We start from the raw sequence: 15,662 nt of genomic DNA, 5'->3' as shown, positions 1-15,662 counted from the left end.
CCACTACACCCCCTCAAGCCTCACCGGCCCCGGCAACAGCGTTCCCACCCACGCCGGACGGCGAAGTCCGGCCACTGATGCACCATCAAGTCATCTACTGCTCAAGTACTTTCGTTACATCCTCTCCACCGAAGCCACACATGTCAGACTGACCGACGCCTCGAGAGAAATGCTCCGCAAGTTCATCGCCCGCTCCGGGCCGCGTGAGGTACCGGAGGCAGGGCGTCCATGCTCGTGGGAGGGGAACCGTGGCACCTCAGGAATCTCTGCTCAAGGTTTACGGAGACCGGTCGTGCCGGCACGTGACGATGGCGCGGCACCAGGGCACCACCATCGCGTTGGCGATGGACGCCTCCCGCCGGATCGTCTACTCCGTGCTGGACCTGGCCGGTCAGCAGGCCAAGGGCGACATGGACGCCGCGTACTGGAGCGAGAACCCGGCCGAGCTGGTCTTCCCCCGGGAACTGGCCGAGGTGGGGTACGCCGTCGTCGGTGCGACGGCGATGCCCACGGTCAAGCGCGGCGGGGCCGAGGCGGCCACCGACGAGCGGCCGACGACCGGTGAGATCGACCCCTACCTGTCCACGACCGCGCGGCTGACGGCGGACGCCCCGTTCCACGTGTTGTCCGACGGCACGTACGTGGTGGTGCTGCGGCCGTCGGTCGGCGAGACGCACCCCGACGCGGTGTACAAACTGACCGGCGGCGGCTGCTCCGGGGACGCGTCCCGCACGGACTACGTGCTCAGCGGCGGCAAGAAGGTGCCGATGGTCCGCGACACCCTGCTGTGCGACCGGTTCCTGCTGGTGGACGGCAAACTCAAGCCGGTCCTGGAGGTGCGTTACAAGCGCAGCAGACACGCCACCCGCCCCGAGTCGGCCAAGGACAGCCTGGGCACCGAGGACATGGAGGGCAAGCCCTTCTACGAGCCGACCCAGGAGCTGTCCTTCATCCGGAATCTCACCCAGGGCCGGTTCGCCGCGGTACTGGTGCCCACCGCGATCAGCGGCGTGCAGCGGTGGCAGTTGTTCGCCCACAACAACGCCACCGGGCGCGTGGACTGCTTCAACGTCGAGCAGGGCGTCCAAGGCGTGTTCAACATCCAGGGCACGCGCTTCTACACCAGCCCGGACCCGGCCTACCGCGACGCGGTGTTCGAGCGCAGCCCGGGCAACTGCCCCTTCACTGGGCGCGAGTTGGTGCCGGTGACGGGCAGCGAGGGGCACGCGGAGACCGCGCTGCGACTGACCGGCAACGGCGCCCACGTCGGCCTGGGCGATCCGGCGGCGCTGAGGTTCGGTGGCAAGCCGTACTCGATCGAGGCCTGGGTCAAGCCCACCGCCCATGACGCCCCGGTGCTGGCCAGGAGCGGGGAGTACCTGCTGGGCCTGGACTCCGCCGGTGCGGTGAGTCTGACCCACGACGGGGCCCCATCGGTACTCAAGTCGACCGCGACCCTCCCGACGGACGTTTACACCCACGTCGCCGCCACCTTCGACGGCACCACGGCCAAGCTGTACGTCAACGGGAAACCGGCCGGCAGCGGGGCGCTGCCGTTCACGCCGGCCACCGGCGCGGACACCCTGATCGGCAAGAACTCTTCCAGCGGTACGGACGATCACTTCGAAGGCGACCTCGACGAGATCCGGGTGTGGAACCGGGTGCGTTCCGCGACCGAGCTCGCCGAGGAGATGAACCACCGGCTGATCGGCAACGAGTCCGGCCTGGTCGCCTACTACCGGTTCGACGAGGGCGCCGGGACCACCGCCCACGACCAGACGGACCACGCCGTGCACGGCACCCTTGAGGGCGGTGCGCAGTGGACCGGCTCGGACGCCCCGGTCGGCGACCACCCCGGGGTTCGGCGCGACAGCTTCACGCTCAAGGGGCGCACCGTCGTCTCCGGCATGTCGGCCGTGCTCTACCACCAGCAGGAGAACGTCGTCGCCGGGTACCGCGCCGACCCCAAGCCCGCCAAACGGCAGGCCCGGGTGATGCTGGCGTTCGCCGCCAAGTACGGCCAGGAGCCGGCGGTGGCCACCCTGGACTTCGCCGTCGGCCGCGACGGCCGGCTGGCTCAGGCACCGGACGTACTGGACCCGGCTGTGCTCAAACGGCCGACGAAGGGGCAGGACTCGGAGCAGATCGCCACCCTGCAGCAGTTGATCAGGCGGCTGGAGCCGGAGGTCGCCGCCCTGCCGCCGGAGATCGCACGGGTGGGCGCCACGGCCGCCAAGGTGGCCGAGTGCCAGGCCGAACACGACCGTGTGAAGCCGGAGTTCGACGACCTGGAGCGGCGCTACCTCGCCGAGCGGGACGTACCGACCGCCTGGAACTACCGCCTGGAACTCAAGACCCCGCGCGTGGTGCGGGACCAGGTGGCCCAGTGCCTCTACTCCACCGGCTCCACCTCGGGCGCGGCCTCCGTGGTGTTCCTGCCCGGCCCCGAGACGGGCCTTCCCAGGACGACCTGGCGGATGGAGGCGGTCGGCGAGAGCCAGGACGGCATACCCTGCTACTGGCTGGTCGCCGCCGCGCCCGACCGGGATCTGCGCATCATGAACAACTCGATGGCGGAGAACACCCAGCTGAGAACAGGGCCCCGCGAGAGGGGCAACCCGAGCACACAGTTCCAGGTGATCCCCGAGGGTGAGTACTTCCGCATCGTCAACCGCGCAAGCCGACTCGCCCTCGGTCTGGACGCCGTGTACAACCTTTCCTACGCGGTCCAGGCAAGTGAACACCGCAAGGCGGAGTCGGGCCTGTTCCGCATGGTGCGCCTCGGCCTGTCCTCGGGGCTGGACGTAACGTACTTCGCGGCCAAGGAGAGGATGAACGCCGCGCGGGTCCAGCTCCAGGAGGCGCGAACGGCGAAGCAGCGGGTCGACGAGCTGCAGCGCACCCTGGCCGCCAAGCAGGCCGAACTCCAGGACGCCCAGGACCAGTTGGCCCGGCTGTCCACCGCCCTGCAAGGCGACGACGACCTGACGGTGGCCATGCCACTGCTCGCGGTGGACTGCGCCGGGCTGAGCCTCTCCGGCGGCCTGCTCGAATTCGCCCGGGGCACCGACCGGCCCGCGCTGCTGGACAGCGGCACCGGCAACGTCGTGCTGTACTTCCGCGGGGCCGACGAACAGTTCTTCGCCGTGTACTACGACACCGCCGTCATCCGCGGCGCCCAGACACTGGCCGGGGACGGCGGCACGCTCAGCTTCGTCGCCCGCGACCCGGGCATCACCCTGGACGGCTGCACCATCAAGGTCAGCGACGGCGACGCGCCCGCCCGCTGCGACCTGACCGTCACCGTCGGGGCGGACACCGAGACGTGGCGGTCACTGCCGCGCAAGGCCGAGCTGATGACGGCCGCGCTGGCCGGGAACCCCGGTCGGCCGGTGACGGTGGGGACGGTCGCGCGGGTGACGGGCGGCACCGTCGAGCTCACCGGGGCCACCACCGTCCTGGTTCCCGCCGGGGCCCATCTGAACATCGGCAGTACGGGCTGTGCCGTGACCGCTGACGCCCCGGTCGGCGCCAAGACGCTCACTCTGTCGACGGCGGGCGCAGCGATCAAGCCGGGCGACAAGGTCGGCCTGGTCGGCTACGACTGGGCCCGGGCGGAGTCCACCAGGGCCGGGGTAGTGCTGTCCGCGGGATCCCGGCTGGTCGGGCTGAACGCGGGCGGGGTCGAATCCGTGCCCAACGGCACGGCCAAGCCGACGATCAGCGGTCGCGGCTGCCGCTGGCGGGCCGAGATGCCCGGCCGCGCCTTCCTGTTCGACGGCAAGGAGCAGTACCTGTCGCTGCCCGCCGGCAGACAGCAGGGCCTCGCCCGGGCCGGTGATCTGACCCTGGAGGCGTGGGTCAATCCCGAGGCCGGGCAGGGCCGGATCATCCACGCCAGGACGGATGATTCGGGTTACTCCCTGGAGCTCGCTCCCGTCGGGCTCCCGGTACGACAGTTCGTCGGCAACGCCAGAGCCGAGCTGACCGGCTCGCTCGACCTCGCCAATCGCGACTTCACCGTCGAACTGTGGGCCAAGCGCAATCAGTCCCGGGACCGCCGGGAGCCGCTGTTGGTCCACGGCGCCCTGGAGGGCCGGGTGGACCAGACCCTGTGTCTGTGCATCGAGGCCAACGGGACCTTCGGTTTCGGGCTCTACGGTGACGACCTGACGACCACTCAGTCCTATCCGGACCTGGAGTGGCACCACTGGGCCGCGGTGTACAAGCACGCCACCCGCGAGCAGCTGCTCTACCGGGACGGCATCGAGGTCGGCCGCCGCACCACCACGGGCACCTACGCCGGCAGCGGGCCGCTGGTCCTGGGCCACCTGCCCTTCACCGGTGACCATCTCGACGGCCAGATCGACGAGGTCCGCGTCTTCGGACGGGCCCGCACCCCCCGGGAGATCTCCGCCGAGCGCCACCAGCGGCTCTCCGGCCGGGAGCCCGGACTGCTCGGACACTGGGCCTCCGACGGACCGGGCAGCCCGGCCTCGCCGATCAAGGGCTACCAGGTGGTGGCGCGGGTGGGCGACCGGGTGCTGCGGTCGGCGGAGCGCTTCCCGTGCAACGAATGGGCGCATCTCGCCGCGACCTTCACCCAGTCGTGGGCGCTGCGCCTGGACGGTGGCGAGGGCCTGTCGGTGGCTCCGCAGACGTCGCTGGACGTCCTGGAGGACCTCACCATCGAGGCCTTCGTCCACATCGACCGCCTGGGCACGCCGATGGGCCTGCTCACCAAGGGCTCGGTCATCAACGGCGGCCGGGAGGGAGTCCCGTACCAACTGGGCATCCTCGCCGACGGCAGGGTGGAGTTCGCTTTCGCCGAGGCCGACGGGAAAGCCGTCCGGTACGCCTCCGACCGGGCCGTCACGCCCGGTGTCTTCCAGCGCGTGTCCGTGGTCCGGCAGCGTCGCACGCCCGACCTCTCCGCCGCCGCGAAGGCGAACGCGACCACCCAGCCCGAGCAGGACATCCGGTTCTACCTCGACGGCGGTTCGGCGGGCAGCTACCTGTACAACGGCCCCGGCGCTCAGTCCAACGGCAGCGAGGTGGAGATCGGCCGCGGGTTCCGCGGTGTCCTGTGCGAGGTGCGGCTGTGGAACTTCGCGCGTCCGGCCGTCCAGCTCGGGCTGCCGGTCACCGCGCGCGAGAAGGGGCTCCTGGCGCGCTGGCCCTTCAACGAGAACACCGGCAACGTCACGGTCGACGTCTCCGGGTCCTTCCCGGCGAAGCTGCGGGGCGCCCGCTGGACCCGCGACCTCGACCCCACCGCGAGTCCGCTGCGGCTGTACCGCAACGGCGAGCCGCTGTCCGAGGGCCCGGTGACCGCGCAGGACACCGGGCCCTGGGGCGACCCCCAGCTCACCCTGGGCGGGCGCCTGGTCGGGGGCAGACCGACCGACCTGCTGACGGGCACTCTGGAGGAGGTCCGGATCTGGCGCACCGTCCGCACCCGGGAGCAGATCTACGACAACCTGTTCACCCGTCTGCGCGGCGACAAGCAGGACCTGCTCGGCTACTGGCCCTTCGACAAGGACTCCACCGCACCCGGCACCACCTCGGTACGCGACGAAGGCCTGCGCGGCAACCACCTCACCTTCTCCGCCAAACGGCCCCGCATCCTGCTCTCCACCGCGCCCGTCTCCACCGACACCGCCCAGGTGCGCTCGGCACTCGCCGATGTCCGCACCCCCTTCCACGACACCATCGCCGGCGCCCCCGGCGCCACCGAGTACGCGGACCTCCAGTTCGACGCCAAGGGCGAGGCGATCGGCGTGCTCAAGCGCTGCTACGGCTTCGTCCGCAACGGCCGCTGGCACCTGGTCACCGGCTACAAGGTGGGCGACCTGATCACCGAGTGGGTCGGCCAGGCCCAGTTCGACCCGCAGCTCATGGGCTACATCGAGGGCGCCCCGCCGGTACCGTCGGAGAACCTCACCGACAAGGCCGACGGGTACGCCGCCGCCTCCTCCGTGGAGTTCACCGAGGCCGACCAGGTGGTGCGCAGCCTCTCCTCCAGCAAGACCCGGAGCGTCAACACCGCCTTCAACTTCGCGGTCGGCGGTGAGACCGACGCGGACACCATGACGATCACGGCGCCGCTCGGCGTCGGCATCGCGACCCCATTGGCCAAGGGACAGCTGAAGCTCGCCGCGACGGGCAGCCTGGAGTTCTCCAACACCTGGAGCGAGGACACCCGGGTCAGCCAGGGCAAGAACACCTCACGCAAGACCAAGCTGGCGCTGAGCGGCCACACCGAGGACCCCGCCCGGGTGCTGAACTCCGCCGTCGGCCGCCGGTACGTCCCCACCAACACCGGCATGGCGCTGGTGCAGTCACAGACCGCGGACGTCTTCGCGCTGCGCCTGGCGCACACCGGCGCCCTGGTCGGCTACCGGATGCTGCCCAACCCGGACATCCCGCTGGACTGGAACATCATCCACTTCCCGATCAACCCCCGCTACACCAAGCAGGGCACCCTGGACGGGGCGGTCGGCTTCGACGGCCGGGGCAGGGTCACCGACCCGGACTACCCCACCGCCACGGGCTACGGCGAGTACAGCTACTTCAAACCGCGGGACGCCTACGCCCTGAAGCGCCGGATCACCCGTGACCAGCAGCGGCTGCACGCCTTCTACGACTCGATCTCGACCGAGACCGGCCACCACGCGGGCCACGACCCGGCCGAGGCGCAGGCCAGGACGGTCCTGCGGGGGATGGGCATGGACGTCGGCCGGCGGGAGTCCGGCAGCACCACCGGCACCGCCGCCGCCACCGGCTTCTCGCACCGGGACCTGGTCAACACCTACGTCTGGACGGCGCAGGGCGGCTTCTTCGCCGAGACCACCGAGGCCACCGACGCCGTCAGCGAGACCACATCCGGCTCCTACAACTTCAGCAGTATGTTCGGCGGCTCCTTCGACCTGACCTTCGGCGCCCTCGGCCTCGGCTGGTCCGTCCACCTCGACGCCTCCAGGGGCGGCGGCTTCAGCATCACCCGGGCCAAGGGCAAGGACTCCTCCCGGACCTTCGGCCTCGACGTCCAGTGCGCACCCTCGGGGGACCTGCAACGCCGTGACAAGGACGGCAAACCCGTCTACGACGCGGCGGGCAAACCGATCCCGGTGCCCGGCAAGGTGGACGCCTACCGCTTCCTCACCTTCTACCTCGGCGAGAACAGCGCCAACTTCGACGACTTCTACCACAAGGTGGTCGACCCGGTCTGGCTGTCGGGCAGCGACGCTCCCGACGCCGCCGCGCTGCGGCAGACCCGCCAGAGCTCCGCGAAGCCGCCGTGCTGGCGGGTCCTGCACCGGGTCACCTACGTCAGCCGGGTACTCGCGCCCGTCCCGCCGCCCGGAGCACCGCCCCTGGAGAAGGCGATGCGCGCCGAGAACATCGACAGCAACTACGAGCTGATCAAGCGCCTCGACCCGTACGTCCGTACCGCCGCCACCAGCACAGGCAGCCTCGCCACCGCCACCCGCGAGGCCCTCGCCACCCAACTGCCCGAACTCCTGCCCCACGCCACCGAGATCATCGACTACCTCAGCCGGTACTTCGGAATAGAGAACTGACACCGGCCCGGCCCTCCGGCGGCTAGGAGGGCCGGGCCCATCTACCGCGGCCAGGAAAGTCCGTCACCTCGGCCGGCTGCTCAGCTTGAGTGCCAGATCGTTGCGCTCGGTGAAGTACGGGCGTACGAGTGCGCTCGTTCCCGTGGTGGCGCCGGGCGTCTCGACTGCTGGGTACACGTCCGTCCGCTTGCGGTTGACGATGTCGCCGGTGATCCGGGCCAGCCGGATGGGCGGGGCGTGGGGAGCGAGCCGGAGGGCCAGGTCCCAGATTTCCTCCTCTCCCTCGCAGGAGGTTCGGGCTTGGGAGTACGAAAGCGTGAAGCGAAAGGCGGTGGCGGAGAGGAGGGTGACGCCACTTTCGAATGCCGCCGCGGGGTTTCGACGGGGTACAGCGAGCAGCCGCGGGTGTCGCAGGTGCTCGGACTCCGCGCCGTACAGGGCGCCTTCCACTGTGCATGACGTGTCGTCCGTGGTCAGTGTGTGGACTTCCGCGTGAGCCGGGCGACACCAGGTACGCACAGAGAGGTTGTTCTTGTCCGTGCTGTACGGGATCCACCAGCTGAACGGGGTCCCGGTCAGGGGGCGCAGCTTGAGGAGGTTGCTCTGTTCGACGCATCGCGAGGCGACCCGGCGGCGGGCATTGTCGTCGGAGCGAATCACATGGAGGTCCCATCGGCCCTCGGCGAGCTCGTGGATGCGACGTTCCAGCACCGCCCTCCAGGGGCCGGTGGCGGACTCCGGCCGGTGGACGGGAACGGCGATCTGCTCGGCTTCCGGGTCGCGGGCACCCCTTGGCGTTGCTGTCAGCGTGAACCGGCTGCCGGGCATGCCGGTGCGGTCGAGGAGAACGACCAGATCACCCACGGCGTCCACATGGCAGGTGGCCTGGGGACGCAGTGGCCGGAGAGCCTCAGCGGGGTGTGCGAGCGCGCGTCTTGCGACGGGTACCGATGAACGCCATGCCCGCCCTCCGGCCGCCATGGCCCGTCTCATGTCGGCTGCCAGTCGCAGGCGCGTCGGCGTCCGGCGATGCGGGGAGGCGTGGTGGAGCCGGGCCACCAGGTCCTCGTACAGCCTGGCCGTCGCCTGGGGCGTGTACCGCTGGATGTTGACGCGGGCAGCCCTGCCCATGGAGTGACGCAGGGCTTCGTCGTCGATCAGGGCCATGAGCCCTTTCGCGATGGCGCCGGTGTCGCCCGTGGGGACCAAGAGCCCGTCTTCGCCGTCTTTGATGATCTCGCGAGGGCCGTGCGGGCAGTCGGTGGCGACCACGGGTAGGCCGCACTGCATGGCTTCGACGATCGTCATACCGAAGGACTCTTCGCTCGACGTGACGGCGGCGATCGAGCCTTTGGCCCACTCGGCGGCGAGCGAGGAACTGGCGCCCATCAGCGAGATGTGGTGGTTGAGTTTCTGAGCGTCGATGTGGGCACGCAGTGAGGCCTGTTCGGGGCCCCGGCCGTAGATCCGCAGTTTCCAGTCCGGACGTTCGGCCACGACGGCGCCGAAGGCCCTGACGAGACGGCCGTACTGTTTGACGGGAATCAGCCGGCCCGCGGCGATGACCAACTTGGCCGTACCGTCCGAGGGGCTGACGAGCGGTGGGGCAACGGCGTTGGGGATGCATACGATCAAGGTGCCGGTGGCCGCCAGACGCGTACGGTGGGTGACGGCGTCCGCCTCGGAGACGGTGGTGTGCGCGTCCAGTGCGGCGATCGCGGTGTCCTGGGCAGCACGGATGGCGGGTTCGTGGGTTTCGTAGATCCGGTGTTCCTGCCCGATGCGCAGATAGTGCCGACGTCCGAACTCCGCGAGGTAGATGACCAGTCCTGGGCGTGTGGCCACGACGACGTCGGCGTCGGTACGAGCGAGAAATGCGGCGACTCGCTGATCAGTGAGCCGGTCGAACGAGGCGCCCCGTGCCTCCACCGGGGGGATCAGCGCTGTCGGCACACCCAGAAGTCTGTGGCCGAGGTCGTTGCGGCGGGAGTGGGCACGCTTGTCGATGAGCGGGGTGAGGCGGACCTTCCCGCCCAGGGCCAGACAGGGGGCGTCCAGCGTCCGCCAGACGCTGGCGATCTCGACATCGTGCTGTTCGGAGAGGGCGCTCGCGGCGTTGAACGTCGCGCGGATGGTGCCGCCGATCCCGTAGGCGTTCTGCAGCAGGAACGTGATCTTCATATGGGGCCTTGGTCCGCATGCGTCGTCGGGTAGGCGTGCTTTCCAGGAAAACGGTGCTGCGCCGCTGAGGTTGCGCTGGAGGACGGCCGGTGTTGACGCGCCGGACACTGCCGCTGCGATAACCGCGAGGGCGTCCGATCAGGCAACAAGTGCCGCGACGGCGCGGAGCACCCAGGTCTGAGCCGTGTCCGATGTCCGGTGGATTGCGTTTACAGCTCATCCCTCTGCTGTTCGCGAGTCACGTGGAGTGTCGAGCGTGCGTTACCTGAGCCCTCTCGCCTCGGCGATCGCCCCCACCGTTCTCGTCGCCTCGTTCGTGGTGCAGATGGCCGGGGTACTGACATGCGACGCGAGCCTTCTGGTCTCCTCCGCCGTGGCAGGTATGGGTGTGGACATCGCCCTGCACCACCGGCGGCCAAACCTGGTGGAGCTCCTGTCACGGATCGGCGTGGACGTCTGGGCCCGCCAAGTCCTGCGTGACGGGCTGCTGTTGGCCGTACTCTTCGCGGCCTGTCCGCACGGACCGAGGACGAGGGTGTTCGCGGCGGTCTGCGGCCTGCTGCTGACGCAAGGACTGCAGGTGATCGCACGGGGATGCGCCGTAGCCGTACAGCGTTCGCGGACTCTGCCCGTGGTGACCCGGAACATCGATGTGTCGGCGCTCGGACTGCGGCGCGCTCCCCCGGCGTGGCTTCTGTACCAGCGGGGACCGCAGCTGCTCCTCCTTGCGACGCCCGGCACTGCCGGAATGCTCATCGCGGTCGTGTACGACGTCCCGGGCGCCGCGTTGGCCGGTATCGCCGTCTCGGCGGCCCTGACGGTGGCGGCTGTTGGGTGGCTGCTGCTCCACCTCCTGCCGTCGAGGCGGCCTCCCGGCGAGCAGGAGGTGCTGGCATGGTTCGAGAGGTGGCTCGCCGACTACCGGCCGCCGGTGGGCATGTACTTCTCCGGGGGACATGCCTCCGCCTACCAGGCCGACATGTGGCTCGCTCCGCTGGCGATACTGAACGAGCGCTCCGTCATCGTGCTGCGAGAACGGTTCATGGTCCACCAACTGGGCACCACCGATCTGCCGGTCGTCTGTATTCCGAAGGCGGCCGACCTGCTGCGCCTGGAGCACTCGACTCTGCGGTTGCTCATTCACCCCTCCAACTCGGGTAAGACCTCGCACGTCCTGCGGATTCCCACCATCCGCCACGCGTTCGTGAACCACGGCGAGAGCGACAAACGCTCCAGCTGCAATCCGTACGCGAGGGTCTACGACCAGGTATGGGTGGCCGGTCCGGCCGCCCGCGAACGCTACGCGCAGGCCGGGGCCGGCGTCGATGACAAGGACATCGTCGAGATCGGCCGCCCCCAACTGGATTCCCTCCGGCGTCCCACGGGACTGCCGCACCGCCGCCACTTGACAGTCCTGTACGCGCCGACCTGGGAAGGCTGGCTCGATCAGCCAGGCGCGACTTCCCTCACCCGAGGCGGAGAGGAACTGGTCCAGGCACTGCTGGCCGAACCGGAAGTACGCCTGCTGTACAAACCCCACCCCTTGACCGGTTCTGTCGATCCGCTGGCGAGGGACGCAGACCTGCGCATCCGGGAACTTGTACGAAAGGCCAACTCCACGCCGCTACTTCCCGGGGATGCAGCCGCTGCCGCTGGGCGGGAACTCGCCTTCCGGACAGCCGCACTGGACGCCCTCACCGGCGCGGACACCGCGCGGGGCAGCGATGACGGCGAACGGATGCGGCGGGACGCAGGCCCGGTGAGCGGTCGCGCCCAAGCGGTGAGAACGGCTACCGCTGCCTGGGAAAAGGCGTACTGGGGCGCGCTTCCGGCCTGTCGGCATCAAGTGGTGGAGGGTACGCGCCCGTCGCTCTTCTCGTGCTTCGACGCCGCGGATGTATTGGTCGGTGATGTGTCCAGCGTGGTGGCCGACTACCTCGCCACCGGAAAGTCGCACGCGGTCGTCAACACCCTCGGGCTGTCGGAGGACGCGTTCCGTGAGGCGTTCCCTACGTCGGGGGCCGCCACGATCTTGACCGCGGGCGCGGCAGACGTCGCCGGGCTCCTCGCGTCAGTGCGCGGCACAGCCGGCGACCCCTTGGCGACGGCTCGGGAGCGGCTGAAGGGGCATCTGCTGGGCCCGGACGAGCCCTCGGCCAGTATCCGCTTCCAGCGGGCGGTGTCGGCGTTGGCTCAGGCCGGAGTCACCGCGTCCGGCTCGGAGCGATGCGACACCCCTGTGAGTCTGCCGACTCAGCGCGACGCCGCTGTCCCTGAAGTCCCCGACCTGGTACGGCCGTGACCGCACGAGGCACCTGTGTGCCAAACGCCGACGGCGTACTGACCGGGCACAGCGAGGCAGAACAGGACGTCCACAGCCCTCTTGCGGGACCAAGGGATCCGGCTCCGGTCACCGAACAGAACCGAGGAAAGCACCTTTGAGCCGCAACATCGCGGGGCCATCTCGCCGAAGCGTCCTCGCGTCACTGGCAGTTGCTTCGGCCACCGCAGGCAGCGGAACCGTCGCCTGTGCCCCCACCGCACCATCCGACGTGTCCCTCCCCTCCGTCCAAGCCGCCACGACGAGCTCCGCCGCTGCCTTCGGGGAAACCGGCCGGCCCCTGGTCCTGCAGATCCTCGCCCACCCGGACGATGACCTGTACTTCATGAACCCCCACACCGCTCACGCCCTGCGCGACGGGATCCCGGTGGTGTCCGTCTACATCACCGCGGGGGAGTCGGCAGGCTTCAACAGGGCCCAGGGCCTGCCCCGTCCTGCCCCTGACAAGGCGGCTTACTCCGCGGCCCGCCACCAGGGCCTGCGCCAGGCGTACGCCGAGATACTCGGCGTGGACAGGTTCACCCGCTGGCAGCGCTCCGTATGGGTCCTCGACGGCGGAGTCGAAGCGGAGGAGAACGCTCTGGTCCACGCGGGCCGGGAGGCCCGGCTGATTCACCTGAACATCGCCATGCTCTCGCGGGACGGCGTAGGTTGGACCCGCCTGCCCGCTCTGTGGAAGAAGCCGGGCGCGTCCATGCACACCCTGATCGCCCCCGGCTCCGCCGTCAGCCGGGTCAGCACCTACCGACACGAGACCCTGGTCGATGCCCTCGTGCAGGTCATGGAACGCTTCAAGCCCACTTTGATGCACACCCTGGACCCGGACCCGGACCTCCAGGTCCATGATGCGGCCCACCCCCAGGACGATGATCAGCCCGGCCACTCCGACCACCGTGACCACACTCCTGCGGCACTGTTCGCCTGGAAGGCGATGGGCCACTGGGCGACCACCGTGGCCGCCCGCACCGGCCGCACTCCACAGTTCGCCGCACGCGCGTTCCGCGGCTACTACCACCAGCGATGGCCCCCCAACCTGCCGCCCGAGATCCTGCGGGAGAAGGGACGCATCCTCGACGCCTACGGCGGCGCGCCGGACTGGGCATGCGGTGATCCCAGCGGCTGCGGCGACTACAGCCAGGGCCGCGGCCACGCCATGACCAACCGCAAGGGCTGGATCCGCAGCACCCGTCCCCGCCACGCCGGCCCCCCACTGGCCGCCGTCGTCGAGCGGAGCGGTCGCGTCTTCTGCTACGGAGTCCTGGGCACTCAGGCCGCCGAATGGCGCGAGACCTCCCCTGGCAGCGGTCGCCTGGGGGCACCTCGCAACCTCGGCGGTGGCCCCCTGGCTCCCGTCGTGAGTGTGACGGGCGCAAGCGGCCAGCTGCTGCTGTGCGCTCTGCGATTCTCCACCGTCCACGGCCTCGGCCAAGCAGACACCCGCGACATCGTGGTACTCGAAGGGGCCTACCGGAGCTCCGACTTCGGTACGTGGCGAAGCCTCGGAAATCCGGAGCACAACGCCGAGCGAGGCCGCCGGATCGGTTCCCCGGTCGTGGTCCGCGCACCCGACGGGCAGATCCACCTGTTCATCCGCAACGCACGGAAGTCCATCAGCACGCGTGTGCGGGACCACGACGGGCGCTGGTCCGACTGGCGCTCGCTCCCCGGAGGGGAAGTCCACGACGGGCTCACCACGCTGGTGGACGCCAAGGGTTGCGTACACGTCTACGCGGCGGGCCGCGATGCCGTCCACCACTGGTCACAGAACCACCCGCGCCAGTCCGTCGAGTACCGGCCCGACGCGGCCATGCCCGTGTCCTGCGAACAACCCTCAGCCTTCATCACCCCGGACGGCGCCACCGGTGTGGTCTATCGCTCCCCCGCCGCGTCCTCCCCGTCCCTGTACACCGGCCTTGGGCTCGTCTCCCCGCAAAGGTTCCCCGGCTACGGGCCCGTCACGGCCATGCAAGACAGAAACCCCCGGACCGTACTTCTCGGCACCGACCTCGACGGCGGCGTACAGCTCCAGGTCGGCACGGGTCCGAGCAGCCAAATCCTGCGCCCACTCCACCCCCTCGTACCCGCCGGCCCTCCTACGCCACTCCACTCCGCCCCACAGGATGTGCCGATCGGCGCCCTGGCGCTGTCACACGGCGCCGAACCCTGGATCTGGCGGCCCACACTCCTCCCGGCAGCGCCGGGTACCAGGCGGCGGTGAGCAAGCACGACAGGGAGAGCGAAGAGCGGCTGGTTCATGACCGGCTCGTGCGTACGGCCGCTGATGCGGCCGTGCGCTGGGGTTGTCAGGAGGGGGTCACCAGGGGATGGGGCCCGAAGCGCCGTTGAAGGTGCCGCTCAGCGCCGCCGGACCGGCCATGGCGGCGGCGACGATCACAGCCGCCCCCTCTTCGACGCTCTGGGTGCCGTGGTGGCCGTTGAGGTCGGTCGCGGTGAAGCCCGGATCCACCGAAGTGATGGTGATCTGCGGGAAGGCCTGTGCGTATACGGCGGTGAGCATGTTCAGGGCGGCCTTGGAGGAGTTGTAGGCCAGCAACGGTGCCCAGGCCGGGAGGATATCGGTGTGGGCAGCAGGGTCGGCGTTGATCGTCAGTGAGCCCAGACTGCTGCTGACGTTCACGACTGTGGGATGCCCGGCTGCCCGCAGCAAGGGTAGAAACGCGCGCGTGGTGCGCACCGCTCCGAAGACGTTGGTGTCGAACACCTGCTGCAGATCGGCGGCCGTCAGCTCCCCGACCGGAGCCGCCGACCCGGCGATGCCCGCATTGTTGATCAGAACATCCAGGTGCCCGGTCTCCTCCCGGACCTGCTCCGCGGCAGCGGTGACCGACGCCTCGTCGGTGATGTCGATCAGGAGCGGCCGGGCCCCGAGGGCGATGGCGGCCTGCTCGCCGCGGAGCGCGTCCCGGGCGCCGGCGTAGACGGTGTGGCCCTGCTCGATGAGGCGGCGGGCGGTTTCGAAACCGAGGCCCTTGTTGGCGCCGGTGATCACAGTGACTGTCATGCCGCTTAGCCTGCCGCGCACGGCGACGAACAGGGAGAGCCCTCCTCAGCGGGGGGTCGGCCAGTACCAGGCTGTCTGTGCGGTGGCGGGCGACAATGGCAACGTGAACGACCATCCCGCAGCCCTCGGACAGGCGCTACGCCACTGGCGCGACCGCACCAACCCCCACGACGTAGGCCTCCCTCTCGGCGGCGTTCGGCGCGCGCCCGGACTGCGGCGCGAGGAACTCGCCCAGCTCGCCGGCCTTTCCGTCGACTACGTCGTCCGCCTGGAAAGAGGCCGCGCCACCTCGCCCTCCCCTCAGGTGCTGGCCTCCCTCGCACGCGCCCTGCGCCTGACGGAGACCGAACGCGACCACCTCTACCTCCTCGCCGAACACGCCCCTCCCACCTCCGGCCAGGTCCCCGCCCACATCCCGCCCAGCGTGCAGCGCCTGCTCGACCAGCTCCGTGCCACACCCCTCAGCGTCCACGACGCGGCCTGGAACCTCATCTCCTGGAATCCTCTGTGGGCCGCCCTCCTCGGCGACCCCTCC

The 15,662-nt window shown here is 69.9% G+C and carries 6 protein-coding genes; 4 read left to right on the top strand and 2 right to left on the bottom strand.

Going from position 1 to position 15,662, the window contains the following annotated elements; translation table 11 throughout:
- Positions 1–308 precede the first annotated feature (308 nt).
- The gene (locus tag ACJA3G_RS12625) at positions 309–7,583 is read left to right on the top strand and encodes a LamG-like jellyroll fold domain-containing protein (protein ID WP_406553033.1); all 7,275 of its coding nucleotides are present in this window, start codon (positions 309–311) and stop codon (positions 7,581–7,583) included.
- A gap of 63 nt (positions 7,584–7,646) precedes the next feature.
- Here ACJA3G_RS12625 and ACJA3G_RS12620 read toward each other — a convergent pair whose 3' ends face one another.
- Positions 7,647–9,764: a glycosyltransferase gene (locus tag ACJA3G_RS12620; RefSeq protein WP_406553032.1), complete on the bottom strand. Its 2,118-nt coding sequence runs from the start codon at positions 9,762–9,764 to the stop codon at positions 7,647–7,649.
- 184 nt (positions 9,765–9,948) lie between these two features.
- On the opposite strand from ACJA3G_RS12620, the gene ACJA3G_RS12615 reads away from it, so the two are divergent.
- Both ACJA3G_RS12615 and ACJA3G_RS12610 read left to right on the top strand, forming a co-directional pair.
- The gene (locus tag ACJA3G_RS12615; protein WP_406553031.1) at positions 9,949–12,066 is read left to right on the top strand and encodes a hypothetical protein; all 2,118 of its coding nucleotides are present in this window, start codon (positions 9,949–9,951) and stop codon (positions 12,064–12,066) included.
- A 250-nt stretch (positions 12,067–12,316) separates the two neighbouring features.
- Entirely contained in the window at positions 12,317–14,323 is a 2,007-nt protein-coding gene (locus ACJA3G_RS12610; protein ID WP_406553030.1) for a PIG-L family deacetylase, read from the top strand.
- A gap of 96 nt (positions 14,324–14,419) precedes the next feature.
- On the opposite strand, the gene ACJA3G_RS12605 is transcribed toward ACJA3G_RS12610, so the two are convergent.
- Positions 14,420–15,127: an SDR family NAD(P)-dependent oxidoreductase gene (locus ACJA3G_RS12605; protein WP_406553029.1), complete on the bottom strand. Its 708-nt coding sequence runs from the start codon at positions 15,125–15,127 to the stop codon at positions 14,420–14,422.
- Positions 15,128–15,230: 103 nt separating this feature from the next.
- Between ACJA3G_RS12605 and ACJA3G_RS12600 the strand changes: the two genes are divergently transcribed.
- A partial coding sequence (locus tag ACJA3G_RS12600) for a helix-turn-helix domain-containing protein (RefSeq protein WP_406553028.1) occupies positions 15,231–15,662 on the top strand: 432 nt, incomplete at its 3' end.

The organism is Streptomyces sp. YS-3 (genome assembly GCF_045257485.1).
Lineage (GTDB): Bacteria > Actinomycetota > Actinomycetes > Streptomycetales > Streptomycetaceae > Streptomyces.
This window is presented reverse-complemented; position numbering and strand designations above follow the sequence as displayed.

What these genes read in the sequence shown, in the direction of transcription:
- ACJA3G_RS12625 (WP_406553033.1), top strand. Translation starts at nt 309, where the DNA reads ATGGCGCGGCACCAGGGCACCACCATCGCGTTGGCGATGGACGCCTCC.
- ACJA3G_RS12620 (WP_406553032.1), bottom strand. Translation starts at nt 9,764, where the DNA reads ATGAAGATCACGTTCCTGCTGCAGAACGCCTACGGGATCGGCGGCACC.
- ACJA3G_RS12605 (WP_406553029.1), bottom strand. Translation starts at nt 15,127, where the DNA reads ATGACAGTCACTGTGATCACCGGCGCCAACAAGGGCCTCGGTTTCGAA.